At 66.3% G+C, this 26,126-nt stretch carries 21 protein-coding genes; 15 read left to right on the plus strand and 6 right to left on the minus strand.

What is annotated here, in order from left to right; translation table 11 throughout:
• The first annotated feature begins 81 nt into the window (after positions 1-81).
• The 11 genes from LH128_RS06260 to LH128_RS06310 all read left to right on the plus strand — a co-directional run bounded on the left by LH128_RS06260 (position 82) and on the right by LH128_RS06310 (position 12,336).
• Positions 82-705 carry an RNA polymerase sigma factor gene (locus LH128_RS06260; RefSeq protein ID WP_008828749.1) on the plus strand — a complete coding sequence of 208 codons (624 nt, stop codon included), beginning with the start codon at positions 82-84 and terminating at the stop codon, positions 703-705.
• Positions 689-1,636 (plus strand): FecR family protein, encoded by a 948-nt coding sequence (locus LH128_RS06265; protein WP_008828750.1) that lies wholly within the window; start codon positions 689-691, stop codon positions 1,634-1,636. The genes LH128_RS06260 and LH128_RS06265 overlap by 17 nt, the downstream gene beginning before the upstream one ends.
• Entirely contained in the window at positions 1,614-3,989 is a 2,376-nt protein-coding gene (locus LH128_RS06270) for a TonB-dependent receptor domain-containing protein (RefSeq protein WP_037518082.1), read from the plus strand. Before LH128_RS06265 ends, LH128_RS06270 begins: the two co-directional genes overlap by 23 nt.
• The gene (locus LH128_RS06275) at positions 3,976-4,722 is read left to right on the plus strand and encodes a DUF2334 domain-containing protein (RefSeq protein WP_008828752.1); all 747 of its coding nucleotides are present in this window, start codon (positions 3,976-3,978) and stop codon (positions 4,720-4,722) included. Before LH128_RS06270 ends, LH128_RS06275 begins: the two co-directional genes overlap by 14 nt.
• Positions 4,723-4,780: 58 nt before the next feature.
• A complete protein-coding gene (locus LH128_RS06280) occupies positions 4,781-5,944 on the plus strand; it encodes a glycosyltransferase (protein ID WP_036528426.1) in 1,164 nt (387 codons plus the stop codon).
• A gap of 91 nt (positions 5,945-6,035) precedes the next feature.
• Entirely contained in the window at positions 6,036-6,920 is an 885-nt protein-coding gene (locus tag LH128_RS06285; RefSeq protein ID WP_008828754.1) for a hypothetical protein, read from the plus strand.
• On the plus strand, positions 6,914-7,444 hold the full coding sequence (locus LH128_RS06290) for a DUF2141 domain-containing protein (protein ID WP_008828755.1): 531 nt from the start codon (positions 6,914-6,916) through the stop codon (positions 7,442-7,444). Before LH128_RS06285 ends, LH128_RS06290 begins: the two co-directional genes overlap by 7 nt.
• A 3-nt stretch (positions 7,445-7,447) precedes the next feature.
• Positions 7,448-8,602, plus strand: coding sequence for a glycosyltransferase (locus LH128_RS06295; protein ID WP_008828756.1), 1,155 nt, complete (start codon positions 7,448-7,450; stop codon positions 8,600-8,602).
• 60 nt (positions 8,603-8,662) lie between these two features.
• Entirely contained in the window at positions 8,663-9,856 is a 1,194-nt protein-coding gene (locus LH128_RS06300) for a hypothetical protein (protein ID WP_008828757.1), read from the plus strand.
• 90 nt (positions 9,857-9,946) lie between these two features.
• On the plus strand, positions 9,947-11,251 hold the full coding sequence (locus tag LH128_RS06305; RefSeq protein WP_008828758.1) for a lipopolysaccharide biosynthesis protein: 1,305 nt from the start codon (positions 9,947-9,949) through the stop codon (positions 11,249-11,251).
• Positions 11,251-12,336: a glycosyltransferase gene (locus LH128_RS06310; protein ID WP_037518093.1), complete on the plus strand. Its 1,086-nt coding sequence runs from the start codon at positions 11,251-11,253 to the stop codon at positions 12,334-12,336. Before LH128_RS06305 ends, LH128_RS06310 begins: the two co-directional genes overlap by 1 nt.
• 3 nt (positions 12,337-12,339) lie before the next feature.
• Here LH128_RS06310 and LH128_RS06315 read toward each other — a convergent pair whose 3' ends face one another.
• The 4 genes from LH128_RS06315 to LH128_RS06330 form a co-directional block, all read right to left on the minus strand.
• Positions 12,340-15,378 carry an efflux RND transporter permease subunit gene (locus LH128_RS06315; RefSeq protein WP_008828760.1) on the minus strand — a complete coding sequence of 1,013 codons (3,039 nt, stop codon included), beginning with the start codon at positions 15,376-15,378 and terminating at the stop codon, positions 12,340-12,342.
• Positions 15,375-16,400 carry an efflux RND transporter periplasmic adaptor subunit gene (locus tag LH128_RS06320; RefSeq protein WP_008828761.1) on the minus strand — a complete coding sequence of 342 codons (1,026 nt, stop codon included), beginning with the start codon at positions 16,398-16,400 and terminating at the stop codon, positions 15,375-15,377. Before LH128_RS06320 ends, LH128_RS06315 begins: the two co-directional genes overlap by 4 nt.
• The gene (locus LH128_RS06325; protein WP_008828762.1) at positions 16,397-17,701 is read right to left on the minus strand and encodes a TolC family protein; all 1,305 of its coding nucleotides are present in this window, start codon (positions 17,699-17,701) and stop codon (positions 16,397-16,399) included. The genes LH128_RS06320 and LH128_RS06325 overlap by 4 nt, the downstream gene beginning before the upstream one ends.
• Before the next feature lie 98 nt (positions 17,702-17,799).
• Positions 17,800-18,117, minus strand: coding sequence for a PepSY domain-containing protein (locus tag LH128_RS06330; protein WP_228222239.1), 318 nt, complete (start codon positions 18,115-18,117; stop codon positions 17,800-17,802).
• Positions 18,118-18,244: 127 nt separating this feature from the next.
• Between LH128_RS06330 and LH128_RS06335 the strand changes: the two genes are divergently transcribed.
• Together LH128_RS06335 and LH128_RS06340 are read left to right on the plus strand one after the other, a co-directional pair.
• A complete protein-coding gene (locus tag LH128_RS06335) occupies positions 18,245-18,919 on the plus strand; it encodes a winged helix-turn-helix domain-containing protein (protein ID WP_008828764.1) in 675 nt (224 codons plus the stop codon).
• A complete protein-coding gene (locus tag LH128_RS06340; RefSeq protein ID WP_008828765.1) occupies positions 18,909-20,297 on the plus strand; it encodes a sensor histidine kinase in 1,389 nt (462 codons plus the stop codon). The genes LH128_RS06335 and LH128_RS06340 overlap by 11 nt, the downstream gene beginning before the upstream one ends.
• A 23-nt stretch (positions 20,298-20,320) precedes the next feature.
• Here LH128_RS06340 and LH128_RS06345 read toward each other — a convergent pair whose 3' ends face one another.
• A complete protein-coding gene (locus LH128_RS06345) occupies positions 20,321-22,390 on the minus strand; it encodes a TonB-dependent siderophore receptor (RefSeq protein ID WP_037518085.1) in 2,070 nt (689 codons plus the stop codon).
• 431 nt (positions 22,391-22,821) lie between these two features.
• Between LH128_RS06345 and LH128_RS06350 the strand changes: the two genes are divergently transcribed.
• A complete protein-coding gene (locus tag LH128_RS06350) occupies positions 22,822-24,924 on the plus strand; it encodes a TonB-dependent siderophore receptor (protein WP_008828767.1) in 2,103 nt (700 codons plus the stop codon).
• A 7-nt stretch (positions 24,925-24,931) separates the two neighbouring features.
• On the plus strand, positions 24,932-25,648 hold the full coding sequence (locus LH128_RS06355) for a hypothetical protein (RefSeq protein ID WP_008828768.1): 717 nt from the start codon (positions 24,932-24,934) through the stop codon (positions 25,646-25,648).
• A gap of 82 nt (positions 25,649-25,730) precedes the next feature.
• On the opposite strand, the gene LH128_RS06360 is transcribed toward LH128_RS06355, so the two are convergent.
• Positions 25,731-26,126 (minus strand): efflux RND transporter permease subunit (locus tag LH128_RS06360; protein ID WP_008828769.1); only part of this gene is annotated, 396 nt, incomplete at its 5' end.

Raw genomic sequence — 26,126 nt, forward strand, 5'->3', positions numbered from 1 at the left:
ATGATGACACCGGCGGCTCGTTCGCGTAAGGGTCTGCTCCGCCCTGGAGGGGAGACTGCATTTGCCAAGGCTGGACGGGCAATGACATCCGATGGCCACGAAGTTCCGGTCGATGCCGGCCTGCGCCAGTTGTGCCTGACGCTGCGGCCCGAACTGCGCCGGTTCCTGCTGGCGCGCCGTGTCAGCGAGACGGACGTCGATGACCTGTTGCAGGACCTGTTTCTCCGGGTGGAGACGAGTGTGACCGGACCGGTACGCTCGCCGCGGGCCTATCTCTACCAGATGCTCAACAACATGGCGCATACCCGCCGCCGTACCGAAGCGCGGCAGCAGGCTCGCGATGCGGACTGGCTCGGCGCGCCGTCCGGCCTGGCTGCGACGGATATCGAGATGGCGGATCTCGCTCCAGACCAGGAGACGACGCTGCTCGCCCGCGATCATCTGGCTCGCGTGGAAGCGCGGCTGGCAAAGCTGCCGGAACGCACGGCCTACGTCTTCCGGCAATACCGCATCGAAGGCGTGTCGCAGAAGGAGATCGCGCGCGATCTCGGCATCAGCCTGAGCGCGGTCGAAAAACATCTCCAGCGCGCCTATGGCGCCGTACTGGAAATCCGCAATCGTCTGAACCCGGAGGCGATGCCGCCGACCGGTTCAGGCGGGACAGCCCTCGACACTGCAGGAGGCACCGATGCAGCCGCTCGCTGAACAGACCATGCGCGATGCAGCGATCGCCTGGCACTTGCGCCTGACTGATGGTTCGGACGCGGACTGGGGCGGTTTCGCCGACTGGCTCGAAGCCGATCCGCGCCACAACGACATCTACGAAGCCGTCTGCGACGCCGACCTGGCGCTGGAGCCGGCGGTGGAGATCGCCCGTGAAGCGCCCGCTGAAGTCGAGGTCGATCCGTTCCCGGAGATGGCGCAGCTGCGCCCCGCACGTCGCTGGATGTGGCCGGCAATGGCCGCTTCCGTCGCTTTCGCAGCGCTGGGCACCTGGGCCGGTTCCGGCCTTCTGTCGAGCGATTATTCGGTGCGTACCGCACCTGGAGAGACCCGGACTTTCGCGCTGTCCGACGGCACGCGTATCGTCCTTAACGGCGGGACGGAGATCGTGCTGGACAAGTCCGATCCCCGGGTCGCCACGCTCAAGGGCGGTGAGGCGCAGTTCACGGTTAGTCATGACGCCGCGCGGCCCTTCACGCTGTCGGTCGGTGACCAGCGCATCGTCGATGTGGGCACCGTATTCAACGTGCGCAGTGGCAAGGACGTGCTGCGGGTCGAAGTGGCCGAAGGCGCGGTGCGCTTCGAGGACGGCATGACTCGCCTGCGCCTGAATGCCGGGGATACGCTCGATGCGGGGAGCGGCAGCATTGTCGAAGGTTCGAAGCCGGCGGCGGAGATCGGCGGCTGGACACGCGGACGGCTGGTCTATCACGATGCACCGATGGTTGAGGTCGCGGCGGATATCACCCGCGCGCGGGGCATTGCCGTCGAACTGGGTTCGGATATTTCGCATCGTCGTTTTTCCGGCGTCATTCAGCTTGATGGCGATGACGTCTCCCTCCAAAAGCGCGTCGGCACTCTGCTTGGTTTGAAGGTGACGGCAACTGCCGATGGTTGGTCGATTACGCGGTAGGAGATGGGCGCGCGCAAGCCTGGCAACGGCGGTTGCTCTGGCGCTTCCCGTATCGGCTCAGGCGCGGCCCGCGCAGCAGTTCTCGGTTCCGGCCGGGCGGCTGTCGGACGCACTGATCGTGCTGTCGGAGCAGGCGGGTATCTCGATCGCGATCGGGGACAGCCGCCTCGATACCCTGCGTACGCGCGGGATCAGGGGGCGCTATGACACGGAGCAGGCGCTGGCCGTGCTGCTTGCGGGCAGTGGCTACGGTTTCGTCTTCGTCGATGCCCGGACCGTGAAGCTGGTGCGGCAGGCCCCGGCGCCGCGCAAAAGCACTCCCCGCCCCCCGCGCCCATCCCCGCCTGCAGAGGGTTCCGGCCCCGACATCGTCGTCACCGCGACCAAGCAGCGCCTTGGGCTGCTCGACTACCCTGCCAGTATCTCGGTCGTCGCGCCCGAGCGGACGGAGCTTGCGCGCGCCGGTGGCAAGGGCACCGGCTTCATCCTCGGCAAGCTGCCCCAGCTTTCCTCCACGAACCTGGGGCCGGGCCGCAACAAGGTGTTCATTCGCGGGATCGCCGACAGCAGCTTCAACGGTTCCAGCCAAGCGACGATCAGCCAGTACCTGGGCGAAACGCGTCTGATCTACAGCGCGCCCGATCCCGATCTGGCGCTTTACGACATCGCCCGCGTCGAAGTGCTCGAAGGGCCGCAAGGCACGCTCTACGGTGCGGGGACGCTGGGCGGCATCATCCGGCTGGTGCCCAACGCGCCCGACCTGCAATCCGATACCTTCGACGTGTCCGCAGGCGTTCGCCTGACGCAGGACGGTGCGCCGGGCGGCGACGGGGCGGTGACCGGCAATCTCGTGCTCGCGCGGGGCAAGCTGGCGCTGCGCGCAGTTGCCTACGAAACCGTTGACGGCGGCTATATCGACGATGTCGAGCGGGGCTTGCGCGACATCAACCGCAACAAGACCACGGGCTTCCGCGCCGGTTTGCGCTGGCAGCCGGACGTGGCGTGGACCGTCGACCTGTCGGTCCTCAGCCAGGACATCGCCTCTCGCGACGGGCAATACACCTTGCGGGGCGAGCCGGACCTGACCCGCCGGTCCGCGATCGCGCAACCGTTCGACAACGACTATCGACTCGCCGACCTCACGGTGCGGCGGGACTGGGGCACGGTGCAGTTGGTGTCCTCCACCGGCTACGCCGATCACACGATCGATTCCACGTTCGACGCGACGCCTGGCGGAGCCGCATCGCCGACCGAGTTCACCGAAGAGATCACGGTGCACCTCCTGTCCCACGAGACGCGATTGTCCGGCAGTTGGGGCGGTTCGGGGACCTGGCTGGCCGGGTTCGGCGTCGTGCACAACGACGACCGGGTCGTGCGCAGCATGGGCACGCCCGGCTCACCGGACCTGCTCACCAGCCTGTCGAACACGACGCTCGACCTGGCCGGGTTCGGGGAAGTCGGGGTGCCGATTACGAAAACGCTCGTGCTGACCGCAGGCGGACGGCTGAGCTACGTGCGGCAGACGAGCCAGTTCATCGGGCAGATGGCCTCCGAGGACTTCGAGCCCGTACGCACCCAGAAGCGGTTCCTTCCCTCTGCCGCGATTTCGTGGACGGCGCGGCCCGGACTGCTCGTCTATGGCCGTTTTCAGCAGGGCTATCGTCCCGGCGGGCTGCAAGTGACGGGTTCCTCCAACTCGCAGAGCGCCGAGCGTTTCGGGGCCGACCGTATCCGCACCGTCGAGGCGGGCGTTCGTTTCGGGATGGAGAAGGATGCCCGCCTCTCGGGAAGCCTCGCGGTCTCGCTGGCGCAGTGGCGGGACGTGCAGGCCGATCTCGTGGGCCTGGACGGGCTACCCTATATCGCCAACATCGGTTCCGGCCGTGTGAAGAACGTGGCGTTTTCGCTGGCATGGCGCGCGCAGGACCACCTGTCGTTCGAAGCGGCGGGCTTCCTCAATTCCAGCGACTTGTCGAGGCCCGCGCCCGCCTTCGCCGACGCCACCGATCGCGACTTGCCCAACATCGCCGACGAAGGCTGGCGCGTGGCGGGCAAGTACGACCGGGAATTGTCGTGGGCGCGGCTCACGCTCGATGCTGCGGTACGCTACGTCGGCCATTCCAAGCTCGCGATCCCGGCGCCTTTCGCGCTGGGGCAGGGGCGCTACTACGACGTATCGACGGGCGCGCGACTGGGCTTCGGCAAATGGGGCTTGGCGCTGGACCTCGACAACCTGCTCAATACCCGTGCGAATACATTCGCCTTTGGCAATCCCTTCTCCGTCGCCGATGGAATGCAGCAGACGCCGATGCGTCCGCGCTCGATCAGGATAGGTTTCGATGCAAGTTTCTGAGAAGCGCCTGCTGGCCTCGATCCACGACGTCGCGCCCTGCTTCGAAAGCCAGGTGGACCGGCTTGCCGACCTGATCGAGGCGCGGCTCGGCCCGGCGCGTTATGCCATGCTGGTGGTGCCCGATCACTGGGGCCGTGCTCCGCTTGCCGAGGCGCGCGGGTTCCAGGCCCGGCTGCGTGCCTGGGCGGACAGCGGGGTGGAGATGTTCGTGCATGGCTGGTTCCACCGCGATACCGCCGAGCACAAGGGCGCGGCCAGCCTGAAGGCGCGGCACATGACGGCGGGCGAGGGGGAGTTCCTGGGCCTTTCCCATGCCGAGGCCCTGCAGCGCATGCGCGACGGCAAGGCGCTGGTCGAGGACATCATCGGCAAACCGGCCGCCGGTTTCATCGCGCCCGCCTGGCTCTACGGTCCGGGCGCGATGCAGGCGCTGGGTGAATGCGGCTTTGCCCTGGCCGAGGACCACATGCGCGTGTGGCGACCGGGGCAAGAAGACAAGCCGCTGGCGCGCGGACCGGTAGTCACCTGGGCATCGCGCAGCACGATGCGCACGGCGTCCTCGCTGGCCTTCGCGGCGTTGGCGCGGCCGGCGCTGCAGCCGCTGCGGACCTTGCGGCTGGCGGTTCACCCCGGGGACATGACCAAGGTCTCGATCGTCGCCAGCATCGATGCCACCTTGCGGGCTTTCTCCCGTCGCCATGTCCCGGGCCGCTACGCCGACCTTCTGAAATAATTTGCATATCCCCGCACCGGGGAGTGCGGGTCCTGTCGGGGCGCGGAGTCCCATGGGCATGACGGAGCCCTTGCGGATCGCAATACCCATCCACAGCTTCGAACCCGGTGGGGTCGAGCGTGTGGCTCTCAATCTGGCTGAACGCTGGCAGCAGACCGGCCACCAGGTGTCCATCGTCCTGGGACGGGACGAAGGCTCGGATCGGGGGCGCGTCAGCGCGCACCTCGACTACCGGATCGTCTCGAGCCGCGTGCCGACCGCGCGGTTCGAGACGCTCTGGATGATCTGGTGCTTCTTCCTGCATCTTTCCCGCGAGCGGGTGGACGTGATCTTCTGCCCCGGCAACACATACGCGATCGTCTGCGTCGCCGCCCGCCTCCTGCTGGGCGAGCGCTGCCCGCCCATCGTGAGCAAGGTGAGCAACGACCTCGTGCGGCGCGACAAGTCGATCTTCCGGCGGCGCGTCTACCAGTTGTGGTTGCGGGTGCAGGGGATGACTCTGGACCGGTTCGTGGCGCTGGCCGAACCCATGCACGGCGAGATCGTCCAATCCATGTCAGTGGGGGCACATCGTGTCACGACCATCCACGATCCGGCGCTCACCGAGGCGCGCTATGACCGTCTCTTGGCGATCCCCCGCATTCAGAGGAGCCGCCATCGCTATCGCTTCCTGGCGCTTTCGCGTCTCGTGCCCCAGAAGAACCTCGAAGTCATGCTGCGGGCCTTCGCAGCCGGCTTCAGGCCGGGCGACGAACTCACGATCGTGGGCGACGGGCCGGAACGGGCGCAACTCGAAGCGCTCGTGCGCGGTCTGGCGATCGAGGAAAAGGTGCGCTTCCGCGGCCATGTGATTGATCCCGACCCTTATCTGCGGGACGCCGACTGCCTTCTGCTTTCCTCGAACTACGAGGGCGTGCCGGCCGTCGTCCTGGAAGCGATCGCCGCCGGGCTTCAGATCGTCGCCACCGACTGTTCCTCCAGCATGAAGGAACTGGCCGGACGAGGGGTGCGCGCCACGCTGGTGCCGGTCGGGGACATCGACGCGATGGCGCGGGAAATTGCGCATGCGGACGAGCTTCCGCGGCCCGGCCCGATGCAGCGCGAGTATTCGCACCGCTTTACTGTCGAGATCGCTGCCGGAGCCTACGTGACGACCATGCGGCGGGCCATTGCTTCGGCCAGACATATGCGGGTCCTGATGGCCTCGCCAACGCTGCGATAATCGCGAACCTCCCCTGGATATCCCGTTCACTCTCAAGGAATTCCTTGTGCTTCAGCCCCCTTCTCTTTCAATGGCGGAACGACCGAACGTGATGCTTCGCGCGCAGGATACGCTATCGTGGAAGCGCCGGACTGCGCTGTTGCCGGTCCTGTTCTCGATCCTGATCGCGCTTGGGGTGGTCCTCGAGCTGCGCGGCATGGACACGGTGCGGATCCTGTCCATGGTCCCTCGCGATCCGGGCTTCTGGATCGTCTTCGCGCTCAGCTATCTCGCCGGTCCCGGCAGCGAGTGGTTCATCTATCGCCGCTTGTGGCAGCTCCCCGTGGAAGGTTTCGCGGCGCTGCTGCGCAAGCTGGTGTGCAACGAACTCCTGCTCGGCTACCTGGGCGAAGCCTATTTCTACACCTGGGCGCGCCAGCGTGCCGCCATGACCGCAGCGCCCTTCGGAGCGATCAAGGACGTGTCGATCCTGTCCGCGATGACGGGCAACGGCGTCACGCTCGTCCTGCTGGTGGTGCTGTGGCCCTTCCTGGGCTCGTCCACGATCGGGTTCGAGAACCGGGCGGTCATGCTGTCGCTTTCGGTGGTGCTGGCGACGTCGATCCTGGCGATGGCGTTCCGGCGCCGGATATTCTCGCTGGACCGGGATGCGCTCTGGTACATCACCTTCATGCATCTGGGGCGCATCGTCCTTACGACGATCCTCTCGGCGGTGCTGTGGCACATGGTACTCCCCTCGGTCCCGGCGATGTGGTGGCTGCTGCTGGCGACGATGCGCCTGCTGATCTCGCGCCTGCCGTTCATCCCGAACAAGGACGTGGTCTTCGCGGGCATCGCCGTCTTCACGCTTGGTCACGAGACCGACATCGCCGCGCTCATGACGATGATGGCCTCGGCGATCCTGCTGGTGCACCTTGTCCTGGGGCTCGGTCTGGTGATGTCCGACCTGCTGCGCCGAGCCGTCGACGCATGGTGATCCGCGCCACGTCGCTGTTTGTGACTGCCCTGCTGCTCGGCGCGGCGGCGCTCCCCTCTTCGCCTGACCTGGGCAAGAAGGAAGGGCAATGCCGCCGGGATGAGCAGGGGCCGTCGCTGCTGGTCGATGTCGAGGGACTGAAGGACCGGCAGGGCTCCCTGAAGCTGGAAGTCTATCCCGCCAACGACGAAGACTTCCTGGCGGACGATAACGTCCTGCTCAACGCCGGAAAGGTTTTCCGACGGGTCGAGGTGCCGGTTCCGCAGACAGGAAGTGTCCGCTTGTGCATCCGTGTTCCGGGACCGGGCACATATGCGGTCTCGCTGCTGCATGACAGGGATGGCAATCGCAAGTTCGGATGGACCGTCGATGGCATCGGCTTCTCCGGAAACCCGAAGCTGGGCTGGAGCAAGCCGAAGGCGGCCAGGGTTGCAGTGACAACCGGTGCCGGGCCGACACTGCTGTCCATCTTGATGAACTATCGCAGCGGCCTGGGCGTCGCGCCGCTCAAGCGAAAGGGCTGAGCCTTGAAAATCGTCGATGTCTGCGCCTTTTACAGCCCCCAGGGCGGCGGGGTGCGTACCTATATCGAGCAGAAGCTGCGGATCGGGCCGCAACTCGGCCACGAGATCGTCGTCATCGTCCCGGGCGAGGAACATGCGATCGTCGAGCGCGGCCCCGGCGCATCGATCGTCACGTTGCCGTCCCCGCGCTTCCCGCTGGACCGCAAGTACGGCTACTTCGCCGACGAGGCCGCGCTGCATGCCGCACTGGATGCGCAGAAACCCGATGTGGTGGAGGTCTCGTCGCCCTGGCGCAGTCCGGCCATGGTGGCCCGCTGGCAGGGCAACGCGCGCCGCAGCCTGGTGATGCACGCCGATCCGTTGTCCGCCTACGCCTATCGCTGGTTTGAGCCGTTTCTGGCGCGCTCCCGTATCGATCGCGGGTTCGAGCGCTATTGGGATCACTTGCGCGAACTCGGCCTGGCGTTCGACATGACCGTCTGCGCCAACCACGACCTCGCAGGCAGGCTTCGCGATGGCGGGGTGTCCGGCGTGCGCGTTCATCCGCTCGGCGTCGAAACCGGCGTTTTCACGCCCGAGCGACGTGATCCGGAACTGCGGGCACGGCTTCTGGCCCTGTGCGGCCTTGATCCGAATGCCCGACTGCTGGTGGCGGCGGGCAGGCTGGCGCCGGAAAAGCGCTGGCCGATGGTGGTGGATGCGGTCGTCGCGGCGAGTGCGCAAGTGCCGGTGGGCCTGGTCCTGTTCGGCGAAGGTCGCGAGAAGCGCGCGATCCGCAGCGCTATCGCCGGCAATCCGCACGTCCGCCTGTTCGAGCCCGAGCGCGATCGCTTTGCCTTCGCCGCAATCCTGGCGAGCGCCGATGCTGTCGTCCACGGCTGCGAGGCCGAGACCTTCTGCATGGTTGGCGCCGAAGCACGGGCCAGCGGAACAACCGTGATCGTACCCGATGCGGGGGGCGCTGCCGATCATGCGCTGAACGGCGGCGGGCTGACCTTCAAGGCCGGCAACCGTTTCTCGCTGGCGAATGCGATCGTGAAATTCTGCGAGAGCCCGCAAATCCCGCAAGGCCAACGCAAGGTCGTCAGCAACCTCCAGCATTTCGAGGGGCTTTTCGCCGCTTACGGGGAACTGCGCCGCAGCGTCAGGGCCGCGTGACGTGGAAAAAATTGTGACGGATGGGGTGCGGGTCTTCGCAGGTCGCGGAGTCAAGCGACTATGCGCATCGGATTCCTGTTCAATCACGACCAGATACACCAGGTCGCCCATAGTCTTCCGATCGCAATGGCCCTCGTCGAGATCGGCTTCGGCGGGAAGATCGTGGTCGCCACGACGAACGCGGGGCTGGCGGCCGAGGTGCGGCGCATCGGCGGCGCACATATCGGCTCGACCATCGAACATGTTGAACTCGAACCGTCCCCGCTGTCGCGGCGGGTGGATGCACTGCTCGGCAAAGTGGTGCCTGCAGGAAAGCTGCTGATCTATCGGGACAATCTGGCGTTTTTCCGTGGTCTTGACGTACTGGTGGTGGCGGAGAAGACCTCGCTGATCCTCAAGAAGCGATACGGTCTCACCAACCTCGGCATCGTTCACACTCGGCACGGCGCCGGCGACAGGGCCATCGGTTTCAACAAGGCCAGCGCCTGCTTCGACCATGTGCTGTGCTCAGGCCCCAAGATCCGCGACCGGCTCGTTCAGGAAGCCGGGATGGCCCCCGAGGCGATCACCATCGTCGGCTACCCCAAGTTCGATCTGGTCCGCGAAACCCGGCAGGTCAGCTTTCTTCCCACCGTGGAGCAGGTCGTGCTCTACAACCCCCACCCGTCGCCGCACCTGTCTTCATGGTATCGCCACGGCCACGGCGTCTTCGAGCAGTTCCTGGGACGCGCCGACCAAGGGTTGCTGTTCGCCCCGCACGTGATGTTGTTCCAGCGGCAATACGTGGTGACGATCGACAGGCTGACGGTCGATCGGGCAGGAGAGATACCGCCCCGTTTCCTGCGCGGCGACAACATCAAGGTCGATCTCGGCAGCCGGGCATCGACCGACATGAGCTACACTCTCTCGGCCGACGTCTATCTCGGCGACGCGAGCAGCCAGGTCTACGAATTCCTGCTGCGGCCGCGGCCCTGCATCTTCCTGAACACCCATGGCCACGAGTGGCATGGCGACCCCAACTTCCGGCACTGGACGGCCGGGGAGGTCATCACCCGGCCCGAAGCATTGCCACAGGCGCTGGAGCGGGCCGAAGAGCTTCACGCGACCCGTTACCGTACCGTGCAGCAGGACCTGTTCGCGCAGAGCTTCGATCTTCAGGACACCCCGTCTTCCATTCGTGCCGCGAATGCCGTAGCGGCTTTCGCGGAACGGCGCCGCCGGGATAACCGCCATCTCAAGCTCGTTCCGGCGTGAGTACAAAGACTGGTAATGTCGGATAGCAAGTCGCTAGAAGCGCACGATGAATGGGCAACAGCACGTCGCGCCGAAAATCCTGATGGGCGAATGGTGACCGATCGACCGGCGAGCCGGGTCCGCCGCATCTTTGCGAGCCTTGGCCTGGTGCTGGGAGGCAAGGCGGGCGCGGGCATCATGAGCCTGGGCTATCTGCTGCTGGCGACGCGTTACCTGGGGCCGAAGGACTACGGCGTGCTGGTCCTCGTCCATGCCTATGTCACCACGGTTTGCGGCGTGATCGAATTCCCCTCGTGGCAGGCGATCGTGCGCTATGGTGCCGAGGCCGACCGCGATGGGCAAGCTCACCGCCTTTCGCGATTGCTGCGCTTCGGCGCCAAGGTCGAACTGGCCGGGGGCGCCCTCGCAGTGATCTCGGCGATGGTGCTGGTGCCGTTCGTCGGTCCCCATCTCGGCTGGTCTCCGAAGGCGATGGCCTTTGCGCCGTACTACGCCTTCGCTGTGCTGGGATCGGTGCGCTCGACGCCTTCAGGCTACCTGCAACTGTGCGGGCGCTTCGATCTGCTGGGCCTGCACAACCTCGTGCAGCCTACGGTAAGGCTGATCGGGACATTGGTGGTGATCGCGTGCGGATGGGGCGTGAAATCGTTCCTCTTCGCATGGCTGCTCGCGGCTCTGGCGGAATTCGCCGCGATGTGGGGTCTCGGCCTGTGGATGGCGGCGAAGCGCCTGGGCAATGCGATAGTGCGTCCCGAACACGGCCGGGTGACCGACGACAACACCGGCATCTGGCGCTTCATGCTGGCGAGCAATGCGGACGTGACCCTCGGAGACCTGACCGGCCGCGTCGCGCCGCTGGTCATCGGATGGGTGATGGGACCGGCCATGGCGGGCCTCTTCGCGGTCGCGCAGCGCGCTACCGTCATCCTCGCGCAGCCCGCGCAGATCCTCGGCAATGCCTCCTACGCCGAACTGGCTCACATCGTTGCGGGTGGATACGGCGGCAGGGCGCTGCGCCAGACGCTTCTCAAGGTCGTCGGCATCGCGGTGCTGGCGGCGGTTCCCGTCGTGCTGATAGTTGGGATTTTCCCGACCCAGATCATCCGCCTGATGGCAGGCCCGGCTTTCGGAGCCGCTGCGGGCGTGATGATCGCGCTGGTCGCCGCGCGCGCTATAGCGCTGATCGGCCCGCCGTGCACTTCCGCACTTACGGCGCTTGGCCACCCGGCCCGGTCGATGTGGGCCAACCTGCTGTCGAGCTTCGCCTTCCTGCCGCTGCTGCCCTGGCTGCTGACGACCTTCGGGTTGATGGGGGCGGGCATCCAGGCGGTGGCGCAGGCGGTCGTGGCCAACGGATTGCTCGCGGTCCTCGTATGGCGCACCAGCGGCCGGTGATGACGGGTCCCCGGATCGCCTATGTCATCAACTCGCTGGAGGGTGGCGGCGCGGCGCTTCCGGTGCCTGCCATCCTTGCGGTGCTGCGCGGTGCCGGTGCACAAGTCCGCGTCCTTGCCCTGACCCGCCGCGACGGCAGGGCTCTGCCTGCCATGGAGGCGGCGGGCCTCGATGTCGCGGTGCGCGAAGGCGGAGAGGCCGACCATCTCGCCGCCGCCCGATGGCTGACCCGCGAACTGCGCGGGTGGGAGGCGACCCATCTGTGGACCTCGCTCAGCCGCGCGACGATCCTCGGGCTGGTACTGGGGCCGCATTTGGGAATTCCCGTGATCGCATGGCAGCATAACGCCTTCCTCAAGCCCTGGAACGAGCGTCTCCTGCGCCTGCTTCAAGCCCGCGCGGCAATGTGGGTGGCGGATTCGCGTGTGGTCGAGGAACTCACCGCCCGGCGCCTCGGTGTCCCTGCGGACCGGTTGGCGACATGGCCGATCTATGCCGCCGATCCCGCGATGCCCCAGGCGCGCGCCTGGCAGCCGGGGGAAGTCCTGCGTCTCGGCAGTCTCGGCAGGCTTCACCCGGCCAAGGGCTACGACGTGCTGATCGCGGCGCTGGTCCGATTGCGAGAGCAGGGGTTCCGTCCCCCGGTTCCCTTCGAGATCGCCATTGCGGGCGACGGTGCGCAAGGCCCGCGACTGGCGGCACTGGCTGCCGAAGCCGGTATCGAAGGACTGCGCCTCACCGGTTACTCCACCGAACCTCGGGCCTTCCTTGAAACCCTGCACCTCTACCTCCAGCCTTCGCGGCGGGAGGGCTTCTGCATTGCCGCCCACGAAGCGTTGACTGCTGGCCTTCCGGTAATCGCATCGCGCGTGGGCGAATTGGCCTTCTCGGTCCGGCCGCAGGTCAACGGATGGCTTGCCGAGCCCGAGGATCCGGTTTCGCTCGCCACGACGCTGCGCGAAGCCCTGTCCGCCCCCGATGCCCTCGCGGCGCTGGGGCGGCAGGCCCGGGCGCAGATGCTGGACGAGTATTCCCAGGCGCGGTTCGAACGGACCGGAAGGGCCATCTGGTCGCGCCTGGGGTAACGGTCACGCGGTCTTCGGCAGGGTCAGCCGCACCAGCACCGGCATCGCCAGCAGGACCAGCGGATACTGCAGCAGCAGACCGGCGATGATCGCGATGGCCAGGGGTTGCTGGATGCCCGATCCCTGCCCGATTGCGAAGGCGAGCGGCAGCAGCGTCAGGATCGCGGCCAGCGTCGTCATCGTGATCGGCCGCAGGCGGTTGCGGCTTGCCTCGCGCGTGGCCTGCTCCGGCGGCATGGTGTGGGCCAGTTCCTCGAACTCCGAGACGTAGAAGATGGCCATCTCGGTGCCGATGCCGATGATCATCGTCATCCCCATCAGCGCGGTGATGTTGAGATCGACGCCCGCCAGCCACAGCGCCGTGAACACCGAGGTCGTCGAGAGCAGCGAGCAGCCTATGATGATGACCGGCAGCCAGAAGCGGCGGTACAGTACCAGCAGCAACACCAGTTCGGCGATCAGCGCGGCGGCGAACACTTTGATGAGGCCGGAGAACGCGATCTGCTGCTGCTGGTAGAGGCCGCCCAGCTCGTAGCGCACGCCGGGGCTCAGGGCGCCGGGCTTGTCGAGGGCGGTGGTGACGTCGGCGACTGCCGCGCCGATCCCGCGGCCCTGGATACGGCCGGTGACGGCGATCATCGGCTCCAGGTTCTCGCGCCCGATCTGCGGCTGCCCGGTGACCGGCTCGATCGTCGCCACGCGTGACAGCGGGAAGACGTGGCCATCGGTGGCCCGGATCGGCAGCTGGGCAAGACCCGCTTCGCTCATGGTCATGGCGTCGGGCAGGCGCACGCGGACATCGACGGCCTTGTTGGGCTGGGCCAGCGTCGTCGCGACGGCGCCGGTCAGCGCGGTGGACAGCTGGCTCTCGACGTCGGCGGGGGCGACCCCTTCCATCCCGGCGCGAACCGGATCGACATGGACGTTGAGCGCATCGCCTGCCAGCTGGACACCGTCGTTGACCTCGACGACGCCGGAGATCTTGCTGATCGTCGCGGCGACCTTCTGCGCTTCTCCTTCGAGGATCGACGGGTCCGAGGCGTAGAGCTTGACCTCGATCGGCTGCGGCACGGCGGTGAGATCGCCGATAAGGTCCTCGATCAGCTGCGCGACCTCGACCTGCACGCCGGGCACCTTGACGGCGATCTCGTCGGCTACGGCGGCGGCGATTTCCTCGGTGGGGCGGCTGTGGTCCGGTTTCAGGCGCACGAAGTAGTCGCCGTGGTAGCTCTGGCCAAGGTCTCCGCCAAGGCCGGTGCCGAGGCGGCGGGAGAACGTCGCGACTTCGGGATTGGCGCGCAGCATCGCGTCGATCTGGCCAACCTGCCTGCCGGTTTCGTCCAGAGAGGTGCCCGCAGGTGTCCGGTAGTCCATGACGAAGCCGCCCTCGTCGACCTTGGGCATGAACCCGGTGGGCACATTGGAATATCCGACGTAGCCGATGACGAGCAGCGGCACCGCGATCACCGCGAGCAGCCAGGGCCGCGCGGACAGGCGGTCGAGCGCGCCGTCGTGGACGTGTGCGAGACGGCCCTCTCCGGCCGCGCCGGGGTCATGCCACTTGTTGAAGTCCACCAGTCGGCGGGCGAGAATGGGCACGACGAATGCGGTCATCGCCCAGGAGATCGCCAGCGCCGCCGCCATCGTCACCGACAGCGCCTTGGAGAACGCGCCGGTCACGCCGGTCAGGAACGAGAGAGGCAGGAAGACGATCAGCGTCGCCATGCTCGACCCGGTCAGCGGGGTCATGAACTCCCGCGCGGCGGGCATGACGGCGGCGTCTCCGGCGAGATTGCCGTCGGCGTCCTTTGCCCCTGCGCGGCGGGCGATATGCTCGACCATGACGATGACGTCGTCGATCAGCAGGCCGACCGCCGCTGCGATGCCGCCAAGGGTCATGATGTTGAAGCTCATCCCCAGCATGCTCAGCACCAGCACGGTGATGGCCAGCGTTGCCGGCACCACGATCACCGCCACCAGCGTCACCCGCCAGCTGCGCAGGAACCACAAGAGGACGAGACCGGCGAGGACGAGGCCGATCAGCACCGCGTCGCGCACGCTGGAGACGGACTGCGTGACGAGCTGGCTCTGGTCGTACCAGTTCACCAGCTTGACGCCCGGCGGCAGCTTGAGGCCGTTCAGCTTCTGCTCGACTTCCTGCGCGATCTTGACCGCGTTGCCGTCCGGCTGTTCGTAGATGTTGAAGAGGACGGCCGGTTTGCCGTCTTCGACGATGCGCTGCCAGACCGGAAGTGCACCGTTCTGCACGGTCGCGACGTCACGCACGCGCACCACGCCGGTGGGCGTGGCCTTGACCACGATGTCGCCGATCTGCGCCGCGCTGCTGACGCTGCGGTCGGCGATCACCAGCGAGAGGCGGCCGCGATCCTGCACCTGGCCCACTGCGCTCAGGACGTTGCCGTTCTTGATGGCGGTGGAGAGGTCGGTCATCGACAGGTTGTAGTCGGCCAGGCGGTGCGGGTCGGCGAGGACCTGCACTTCCGCCGTGTCACCGCCCTGCACGCCGATGCGCGCCAGGCCGCTGATCGACGAGAGCAGGGGGGTGATCTGATACCTGGCGAAATCCTGAAGGGTGACCGGGTCGACCTTGTCGGAAACCAGCGCGTAGGAGATGATCGGGAAGACCGTGGGATCCATGCGGCGCACGTCGTACTGCGTGCCCGCAGGCAGCGTCGGCACGACCCGGCCAACGGCGGTATCGACCAGCAGGGTGCTGGCGATCATGTCGCGGCCCCAGCCGAAATCGACCGAGATCTGCGCGGAGCCCCGGCTCGTTTCCGAACGCACGTTCTGCACGCCGGGAATGGCGCGGATCGCCTCTTCCACCGGGCGCGTGACGGTCAGCGCGGTCTGGTCGGCAGGGCGGCTGCCGGCATCGAGGTCCACCACAACGCGGGGGAAGGAGACTTGCGGGAACAGCCCGATCGGCAGTGCGAGGGCGGCGACGATCCCGGCGAGCGCCATTGCCAGCGCGACCAGGACGATGGCCCGCGACTGCGAGCCCAGCAATTTCTCGATCATCGGTTGCTCCGGCGTACGGCTCCGCCGTCATCGACCTGATAGGCGCCATCGACGATCAGCGGGCGGCTGGCGTCGAGCTTGCCCTGGACTACATCGCCCTTGTCGGACGAGAGCAGGACCTGAACGGGCACCGACTGGGCCTTGCCGCCGATGACCTGGAACACGCGGGATGGACCTCCGGCGGTGACGACCGCCTTGTGCGGCACGACCCAGCCCTGGACTGCGCCCGTCTCGATCGCGACCTGCATCGATTCGCCCGGCAGTAGCGTACCGGCCGGGAAGCTGAGATCGACGTCGATGAGGCGGCTGGTCGCGTTCAGTGCGCTGTCCACGCGGATCACCTTGCCGCGCAGGTCGCCGCCGCCCGAAAGGCGCTTGAGGCTGGCCGACTGGCCGACGGCGACCCCGGCTCGCGCCGCCGGATCGACGCCGACGGTGACGACGATTCCGCCTGCCTTGGCGACGGTGAGGATCGGGGCTCCGGCCTGCGTGCGGTCCCCTTGCGCGACGGCGACGGTCGTGACGACCCCGTCGAACGGGGCGACGATGGTGTGGCTGGCTCGGCCGGCGCCGTCCGCCTGCAAGGCGGCGAGCGCGGTCTGCGCATCGGTGACGGCCTTGGTGGCCTGGGTCAGCTGGTCGCGCGTGGCGAGCTGCTGGGACAGGAGCTGCGCGGTGCTGGCCTCCTGCTTGCGTGCCGCGGCAAGGGCGGTCACGGCCTGCAGGTAGCCGCTGCGCGATGCGGGCGCGGTGACGAACGTCGCCAGCGTCTGTCCGGCATGCACGGCCATGCCCGGCGCGACGGCCAGTGCGGTCACTTGGCCGGGCTGGGCCTCGCTGAACGTCATGGTGCCGTTGAGGGCCGGGCCGACCGATCCGTAGGCCACGACCGTTGCCGGCAGGGAACCCTGCCTGGCCGGGATCGTGGTGACGAGCACGGTGGGCGACGGGGTCGGGGTCGGTGCATTCGAGCCGCAGCCCGCCAGCAGCGCCACGGCCGAGAAAGCGAAAAGCCTTTTCATCGGGCGTCCACCGGGGTCGTCGATTCAAGATCGACGGTCGGCAGCCCGGCGCCAACAAGCGTCTGGATCGCGATCTGGCGATCGAGCAGGGCAAGCTCCAGCGTCATGATTTCCTGTTCCTTGGTGAAGCGGTTCAGGACGAGGTCGACATAGCCGCGCTCGTCCAGATTTGATGCGCCGAACGCGGCCTGGGCGCGAGCGGCGGCGGCGCGTGCGTTCGGCAGGTCGCGCCTGGCGACCTCCAGTTGCGCCGACAACTGCTCATACTCGCGCAGCAGCGAACCGATCGTGCCGATGGCCGCGGAGAGGCGGGCATCGTAATCGGCATGCAACTGTGCGCGGGTCGCGCGGGCAGTCGCGACGGCGGCCTGGCCCTGATCGAAGATCGGCAGGCCGATCTGCAGGTTCGGGCCGCCATTGATGACCTTGGCATTGTCGCTGGCGACGCTGCCGCCGAGGATGAGGTCGGGGAACTGCGACTGGATCGCCTGACGCAGTTGCTCGTCAGATGCTGCATATCCCATGCGCAGGGCCAGCAGGTCCGGTCGCCGATCGGGCAGGGTGGCGATCTCGCCGCGCACTTGCGCGGGATCGAACGGCGGCAGATCAGGCTCGGCGGCGAGGGGGACAACCACTTCCGGGGACAGGCCCAGCAGAGCATTGAGCTGGTGTCGCAGGTTCAACTGCTGCTGGTCGAGCGCGTCCAGCGCGGAGCGGGCGGATTGCAGAGCGACACGATCGGGAGCGACGGTCACCAGCGTGACGGTCTGGCTGGCGAGGGCCTTGTCCAGCTTGGCGCTGCGTTCGGCGAGGAGCTGATAGGCCGCGAGATAGTTCTGGCGGTTGCGGGCGCCGATGATCAGGTCGGTGGCGATCTGCCGGGCCTGGCCTGCGACCTGCCATTCCTGCCAGACGACGCTGGCGTCCACTTGCCGCTCGCTGGCACGGGCCGCGCGCTGGCGCGACTTGTACGTCAGGATGCTCTTGATGTCCTGCGCGAGGCCGAGGTTCCAGGCGGGAACCGTTCCGGCACCCGACAGTAGCGGCAGGAACGCAGCACTCAGCGAGGGGTTGGCAAGCAGCCCGGCCTGCTCCGTCTGTCCGGCGGCGATGCCGCGTTGCAGGCGCGCTGCCTTGAGGTCGGGGTTGTTGGCGAGCGCCAGCGTTATCACCTGCGCGACGGTCAGGGGAGCTTGCGGCGCCGATGCATCGAGGGCGCCGAGGCTCGGCGCAAGCGGGGCGGCGGTCGAGAGCGGCAGGGGGGTGTAGCGCGCGCAACCGGTGACGGCCACGGCAAGCAAGATCGCTACGGAGTGCCTAAAACGATGCCTGTCCATACCGGTAGGGTGTCTTTGCAAAGAGGGCGGGGCGGTTGCGCAACCGCCCCGTCGCAGGTGTATCAGTCCGGGTTCTTGCCTTCGGCGGCATTCTCGAGGATCGCGCCGGTCTTGGCATCGACGCCCACTTCGAATGGCTTGCCGTGGCTGGTGATGTCGAAGGAATAGCGCAGGCCGCTGCCGCCCTTTTCCTTCTCCAGTTCCTGGTCCGTGATCGTGCCGGGCCGTGCCTTCAGCGCGGCGATGCGCGCCGATGCGAGAGTGACCTTGGCCTGGGCGGCGTATTCCCCGCCTTTCAGCGCGGCGGGCTTGGCCGACGCAACCGAAGATCCGGCACCCACCAGGGCAAGTGCGACGATGATGCTGGAAGTTTTCATCATGGCATCCTTAAGAGCGGGACTGCTCTATGACGCGAACATAAACAACTGAACCTTTGCCCAAGATGATTGAAACATTGTTTTTTGCCAACTTGCAGATGCATCCGATGCGAGCGAAAAAGGACACGGCATGAAAATCCTGCTTCTCGAGGACGACGACGCGACCAAGGCGCACCTCGAGCGCGTGTTGAGCGCGGCCGGACATGTCGTGGATGTCTGCTCCACCGGACAGGACGCGATCTTCCTGGGTTCGACCGGCGATCATGCCGTGCTGATCCTCGACCGCATGGTGCCGGGGCTCGACGGGCTAGGGGCGCTCAAGGCCTTGCGGGCGATGGGCGTACGAAGTCCGGCGCTGTTCCTGACCGCGATGAACGGGGTGGAGGACCGGGTCGAGGGCCTGGAAGCCGGGGCCGACGATTACCTTGCCAAGCCTTTCGCGGCCAGCGAACTGCTCGCCCGGGTGAATGCGCTCGCGCGGCGGCCGCCGATCGTCGAACTGCAGACCTTGCTGCGGATAGACGATCTTGAACTTGACCGGGTGAAGCGGACGGTGATGCGTGGTGGCCAGCGTATCGACCTGCAGCAGCAGGAACTGAAGTTGCTGGAATACCTGATGCTCCACGCGGGCGAAGTGGTCACGCGGGCCATGCTGCTGGAAAACGTCTGGTCGTTCCACTTCGACCCCAAGACCAACGTGATCGAGAGCCACATGAGCCGGTTGCGCGCGAAAGTGGATCGCGGCTTCGGCAAGGAACTGATCCAGACCTTGCGCGGCGCGGGGTATCGAATCGATGCCGCCTGAGCACCGGCCTGAGCGCCGGGCTTCCGGGCCGATCCGTAGCGCGGCCTTCCGTTTCGCGCTGCTTCTCGCCGGGGTCTTCGCCATCGGTGCGGCCGCGCTGCTGATCGTCGTCGAAGAGCAGATCGGGCGCTATGCCACCGAAGCGACGAACGGCGGCCTGCAGGCGGAGATGAGCGTGCTTCAGGGCGAATACGCGCAACTCGGGCAATCCGGCCTGACCGACGCGATGGCCCGTCACGCAGGCGTTCGTCCCGAGGCACCCTATCGCTACCTGCTGCTCGATGTCGCAGGCCGCCGCCTGTTCGGCGATCTTCCGGCGACGGCGATGACGGAGGGCTGGAGCACGGTGAACGTGATAGAGCCCGAGCCGGGCCAGCAAGGCATGCGCCGGGAAAGCATGACTACGCTCGGCGCGCGTCTGCCGGACGGGTTGCGGCTGGTCGTGGCCAGCGACAACTACGACGTGCAGATGCTGCGCCACCGGCTCGGCCGCTTCACCCTGCTCAGCGGGATCGGCATCACGCTCTTCGCACTGCTGGGCGGATATCTCACCGGGAGGCTCTTCGTGCGTCGTCTCGACCGGGTAAACGGCGCGGTCGATCGCATCGTCGAGGGGGACCGAGCGGAGCGGCTGCCGATGATCGGCCTAGGCCCGGAATTCGACGAACTCGCGCGGAACCTGAATCGGATGCTTGATCGCAACGCGGCGGCGATGGAGGCCCTGCGGCAGGTTTCGAACGACATCGCGCATGATTTGCGCACGCCGCTCAGCCGTCTGCACCAGCGGCTTGAGCAGATGCAGGACAGCCCCGAGATCGAACCGGCGATGATCGACGACGCCCTTGAACAGACGTCCGGTATCCTCGCGACCTTTCAGGCGCTGCTGCGGATCGGCGCGCTCGAAGGTGGGGTCGGGCGCCGGCGCTTCACGCAGGTCGATCTCAGCGAACTGATGGACCGCGTCCATCAGGCCTATGCCCCGGTGGCTGAGGATGCCGAGCACATCTATCTCGCCGACCACGCACCGGGCGTCGTAGTGGACGGCGACGGGGAACTGCTCGCGCAGCTCTTCACCAACCTGGTGGAGAACGCCATCGTCCACACGCCTGCCGGAACGACGATCACATCCCGGCTCTTCGTGGAAAATGGGGGCATCGTGGCCGAGGTGTCCGATACCGGGCAAGGTATCCCGGTGTCGGAGCGCGCCAACGTCTTCCGGCGGTTCTATCGCCTCGATGCCAGCCGCCATACCGAGGGTTCGGGGCTCGGCCTGGCGCTGGTGGCGGCGATCGCAGCCCTGCACGATGCAGCCTGCACGATCCCCGGGAATGCCTCGGGCCTGACGGTCCGGATTGCCTTTCCGCCCGGCCCTTCCTGACGGCCCGTTCCCCGTTTGCCTGCTTACGGAAACTGAGTGGAAAGGCTCAGCTTGACCGTCGCCGGCAGGCCCTGTGCGAGAAGGCTCGATCCGGTCGATGCCCAGTAGCGCTTTCCGGTGACGTTCTCGCCGTAGATGCGCGCGGTGGTGCGGTTGCCCAGAAGGTCGAACGTGTAGCTGGCGCCAAGGTCGAACGTCTCGTAGCCCGGGACGAAGCCCTGGTTGAGCGCGTTGACGGCCCTGCGGCCGACATGGAACATGCCCGCCGAAACTCGCAAGCCCTCGACCACCGGAACGCGGTATTCCAGGAACAGCGATCCGGAATATTTCGACACGTTCTCGATCAGCTTGCCGACCACGGTGGCGTTGCCGGACTTCTGCATGGCATCGAGATACATGGCGCTGGCGGCGATCGACAGGTTGGGCACGACTTCGCCGACCAGGCTGAACTCGGCGCCTTCGTACGCGGCCTCGGCATCCTGGACGAAGACGTTCGCGCTGTTGAGATAGGCCGAGGGCCGCTTGATGTGGAAGTAGGCGCCGGTCGCGAGCAGGCCCCGGAGCGGTTCGATCTTGATGCCGACTTCTTTCTGCTTGCTGATCGCGGCCGGCAGGATCTCGCCGGCATTGTTCGCGATCTGCTGGGCGATCGGGCCGGGTTCGAGCCCTTCGATGTAATTGGCGTAGATGTTGGCCCAGCTGATCGGCTTCACCATGACGCCGTAAGTCCAGGTGCCCGGCTTGATCTTGTAGCTAGTGGTACGGCTGACGTCGCTGTAATCGGTCTTGCGATAGCCGACGGTCGCCTGCAGCCAGTCGCCGAGGGAAGCCCGATCGAAGATGTACAGCCCGAGGTCTTCGACGCGCGAGGGGTTGGCGATGATCCGGGGCGGGGTCGGCTGCCGCGGGATCACTACCGGATCATAGAGGTTCTGCGCGAAGCTATAGCGCACGGCGGTCGGCACGTTGCTGTCGCGGGTGTAGAAAGACAGGCCGAGTAGTAGGTTGTGCTCGATCGGTCCGGTGCGGAACTTGCCGGACAGGTCGCCGCGATAGATCACGTTCCTGTAGTCGTTGCCGTCCGTCATGGCGACCGTGACGGTCCCGTCGCCGGTCGCCAGATTGTAGCCGCCGAACGAGGAGTAGGCCCGCCCCCGGGTGAGGTAGGACTGCCCGATCGCGGCGGAGATGCGCCAGTCGGGCGTCAGGTCGTAGTTCATGCGGGCCAGCAGGTTGGTTTCCCAGCCGCGCCCCTGCATCCAGGCCGCGCCGAGGTTCTTCGACGGCGACTGCAGCGGCGGTATCGTGATGACGCCGTTCACTGCGGCCGGCAGGCTGAATTCGGTCGGCTCGGTGACGGACTTGTAATTGTACTCGGCATCTAGGAGGATTTCGAGCCCGTCGGCTGGGCGCCAGTCGAACGACCCTGAGGCAAAGCGGCGAATGCCCTCGCTGCGCTTGAGGCCGGTCTCGATGATCGAGGTTCCGGCGTTCACGCGTAGGCCCGCCGCGCCGAAGCTGCGCCCGATGTCGAAGCCCGCGCCAACCGATCCGTTGCTGTCGCCCTGGACATCGAACCGGGTCACAGGCGCGGCGGTCGGCCGCTCGGTCACCAGGTTGACGATGCCGGACGGCGTTGCGAACCCGTAGTAGAGCCCCGCCGCGCCCTTGAGCACCTCGATGCGATCCTTGCTCTCGATGGGCTGCTCGATCAGGTTGACGATCGGCAGCACGCCGTTCCAGCGCACGTTGGTGAAGTTGTTCAGGATGATCCCGCGAATGGCGAGGTTGCTGTAGATCGCGGTATTGATCTGTGCCTGGGTGACGCCCGGCGTATTGCGAACGGCGTCGATCAGTCCGCGCGCCTGCTGCGCCTCAAGAAGGTCCTTGGTCATGACCGCGATCGTCAGCGGGGTATCGCGCAGGAGCGAATCGCGGAACGTGCCCGCTTGTACGTAGTCGGCGCTGAAGGTGTCCCGTCGGTCGGCCGTCACCACGATCTCATCCGCGCGGACGGGAGCATTCTCGTCGGCGGCCTGAGCCGCGGCAGCGATCGGCAGCAAAGCCGTTATGCTTGCGGCCGCAAGACCCATCCTGTGAAAGGCGTTCGACGAGAGGGCATGAATGCGCGGCGCGGCCAAAGTGTATCTCCCTGCAATATGCGATTGCGCCCATTGAAGTAGTTGAGACGCATTTGCAATAAGCGAGAAATATTTCGCCTGAGGGATCGTCTCGGCCCCTTCGCGGAGCTCGTCGATCGTTCCGGGGGCAGCACAGGAACGATCTGGAAACCGCCGGAAACGCTCCGTGCGTGCCCAAACATTACCGAAAATCAATTTGCGATTGATAGTGATTATTGATAGCCGAACGGCCGTCGCTAAGAGGGCCTGCTCTAGATCATAAGATGGCATTGCAAGGGCGGCGGAGAGGCGGGTTCGTCAACGCCGGAGTAAGTCTCATTCGCCAGTCAGTGTTTTCGCCGTGGCTCGTTGCCGCCAGTATCACCGCATGCCCGGCTTCCGCCATGGCCCAGACGGTGAACGGCGAACCTGCCGCCGGACAGGACATCATCGTCACTGCGCGCGCCGCACCCGTGGCGATCGGCGCCGACGACCGTTACCAGCCGACGCCCGACGCCTCGACCTTGCGCAGTTCGCTGCCGCCACTCGACGTACCGCAGGTCGTCAACATCGTCTCGGCGCAAGTGCTGCGCGACCAGAAGCCGCGCTATCTCGATGATGCACTTTCCAACGTCAGCGGGATCACGCAGGGCAATACGCTTGCGGGCACGCAGGACACGATCATGAAACGCGGCTTCGGCGGCAATCGCGACGGTTCGATCCAGCATAACGGCATGCCGCTGGTGCAGGGGCGCGGGTTCAACGCGGCGGCGCAGAGCGTCGAAGTGCTCAAGGGGCCGTCATCGCTGCTCTACGGCATCATGGATCCGGGCGGGGTCATCAACGTCGTCAGCAAGAAGCCGCAGTTGAACGCGCGAACCGTGGTGTCCCTGACGGGGTCGACTTATGCGAATGCCCGCAACGGCTACGGCGCGACGCTCGACACGACCGGCCCGATCGGCGGCACGGGTCTCGCCTATCGACTGATCGTCGATCACGTGAACGAGGATTACTGGCGCAATTTCGGCAAGCGCCGGGAAACGCTGATCGCGCCGTCGCTGGCCTACTACGGCGCCACCACGCAAGTCGTGCTCTGGTACGAATATAGGGATTTCCTGGCGCCGTTCGATCGCGGAACTGCGCTCGATCCGGCGACGCTCAAGCCTCTGGACATTCCGCGTACCCGGCGGCTGGACGAGCCGTTCAACGCGATGAACGGCCAGAGCCACCTCGCGCAGATGTCGGCCGACCAGCAACTGGGCGGCGGCTGGGCCGCGCATCTCAGCCTCAGCTACAACGAGGAAACCTACGACGCGAACCAGTTGCGCGTGAATGGCGTCAATACCGCGCGTGGGACTCTGCTGCGCAGCAACGACGCCACGCATGGCGCGCTCAGCACGGACTATTACGGCACCGCCTATATCGACGGCAGCGTGAACCTGTTGGGCATGCGCCACGATCTGCAGGTCGGGGTAGAGGCGGAATCGCGCAAGATCTACCGCAAGGACCTGCTGCGCCAGGCGACGACCAGCACGTTCAGCTATCAGAATCCGGTCTACGGTCTGGAACAGCCGTCGAGCACGGTGTCCGCCAGCGACAGCGAGCAGACAGACAAGCTGCGCAATTATTCGGCCTTCCTGCAGGATACGCTGCACCTCACCGATCGTCTTATCGTGGTGGGCGGCGCACGCGTCCTGCACTGGAGCCAGATCGCCGGACGCGGGCGGCCCTTCAAGCAGAACACCGACACGAACGATACCGTGGTGCTGCCACGCGCAGGGCTGGTCTACAAGTGGACGCCGACTTTCTCGCTCTACGGCAGCTATTCCCAGTCGCTCAAGCCGGCCTCCACCATCGCCCCGCTGTCTGCGGGCGTTGTGCTCGATTCCGGCTTTGCGCCGGAGCGTGCGCGCTCGTGGGAAGTGGGCGCGAAGATCGACATTCCCGGCCGTATCACCGGCACCCTCGCACTGTTCGACATCCACAAGCGCAACGTGCTGGTCTCGCAGTTCAACGACCAGACCAAGCAGACCGACTACCGCACCGCAGGTGCGGCGCGTGCGCGCGGCGTCGAACTGGACCTTGCAGGTCAGATTCTGCCGCAACTGAGCGCGATCGGCAGCTTCGCTTACCTTGATGGCAAGACCACGGAGGATCCTGTTTTCGCCGGCAATCTGCTGTGGAACGCGGCGAAGTACACCGCATCGCTTTCGGGGGTCTACGACTTCGGCGAGATCGTCGGCAACGACCGGTTGCGAGTGGGCGGTGGCCCTCACTATGTCGGCAGGCGGGCGGGCGATTCCGCCAACAGCTTCTTCCTGCCGAGCTATGTGACGGCAGATGGCTTCATCACGTATGATACGCAGATCGCAGGACACAAGCTGGGGCTGCAGTTCAACGTGAAGAACATCTTCGACAAGACCTATTACCCTTCGGCGGTGAACAGCTACTTCGTGTCGATCGGCGATACCCGCCGCTTCTCGCTTGCCGCCTCGCTGGAATTCTAAGGGTCTGATGATGACGAAACTTCGCTATGGGCTGACCGCATTGGCCCTGACGCTGGCAGCGTTCTGCGCGTCCGGGACCGCCATGGCGGCTTCGGGCACCAAGCCGCGCGACGTGGTCATGCTGGTGCAGCAGGGCGGCCCCAGCATTGCCATCGACGAGAAGGTGCGCGCGCATCTGGCGGAAAAAGGCTATGCGGTCCGCTTCGAGAACCAGGACGCCGATCCCGGGACCGCGCGTGGTGCCGCGCTGGTCATCGTGTCATCCACGGTGTCCTCCAAGGACGTAAAGCCGGGCTGGCGCCAGCTTGCGGTGCCGCTGCTCAGCTGGGAGAACGACATCCTCGACGATCTCGCGATGACCGGAAAGCGGCACGACGTCGATTTCGGGGAGGCCGACAAGGAGCGTTATCTGTGGATTGTCAACGCGCCGCAGCCGATGGCGGCGGGCCTGCCGGCCGGGGTCGCCAACGTCTACGTGAAGCAGGCCGGCATGAGCTGGGGTAAGCCCGGCCTTGGCGCGACAACGATCGCCACGATCTACGGCCAGCCCGAGAAGGCGGCGATCTTCGGTTACGAGAAGGGCGCGACGATGGATTACGAAGCGATCGCACCCGCGCGCCGTGTGATGATGTTCCTGGGCAACGACACGTTCGCGAATCTCTCGCCGGTGGGACTGCGCCTGTTCGACGCCGCGGTCGAATGGGCGGCCGGAGGAACGCGCTGACGGTGCCGGATAGGCTAACCTATTGATGCAAAAAGGCCTGCGGGGACGAACTGTCCTCGCGGGCCTTTTTCTTTCGGCGCGATCAGGCCTGAGCGGGTGCGCCTTCCCCCTGCTTGCGCGCGCGCCACTGGCGGCCGGATACCCGCAGTCGCTCGAACCACAGGAAGATCACCGGCGTGGTGAACAGCGTGAGTACCTGCGACACGATCAGCCCGCCGACGATGGCGATGCCCAGCGGCTGACGCAGCTCCGCCCCGGCGCCGGAACCGATCGCCAGCGGCACCGCGCCGAGCAGCGCGGCAAGCGTGGTCATCAGGATCGGGCGGAACCGCAGCAGGCAGGCTTCGCGGATCGCGTCGAACGCGGCCAGTCCGCGCTGGCGCTGGGCGTGGAGGGCGAAGTCGATCATCATGATGGCGTTCTTCTTGACGATGCCGATCAGCAGCAGGATGCCGATGATCCCCATGATCGACAGGTC

It is taken from the genome of Sphingomonas sp. LH128 (assembly GCF_000293195.2).
In the GTDB taxonomy this organism is placed as follows: Bacteria; Pseudomonadota; Alphaproteobacteria; order Sphingomonadales; family Sphingomonadaceae; genus Novosphingobium; species Novosphingobium resinovorum_A.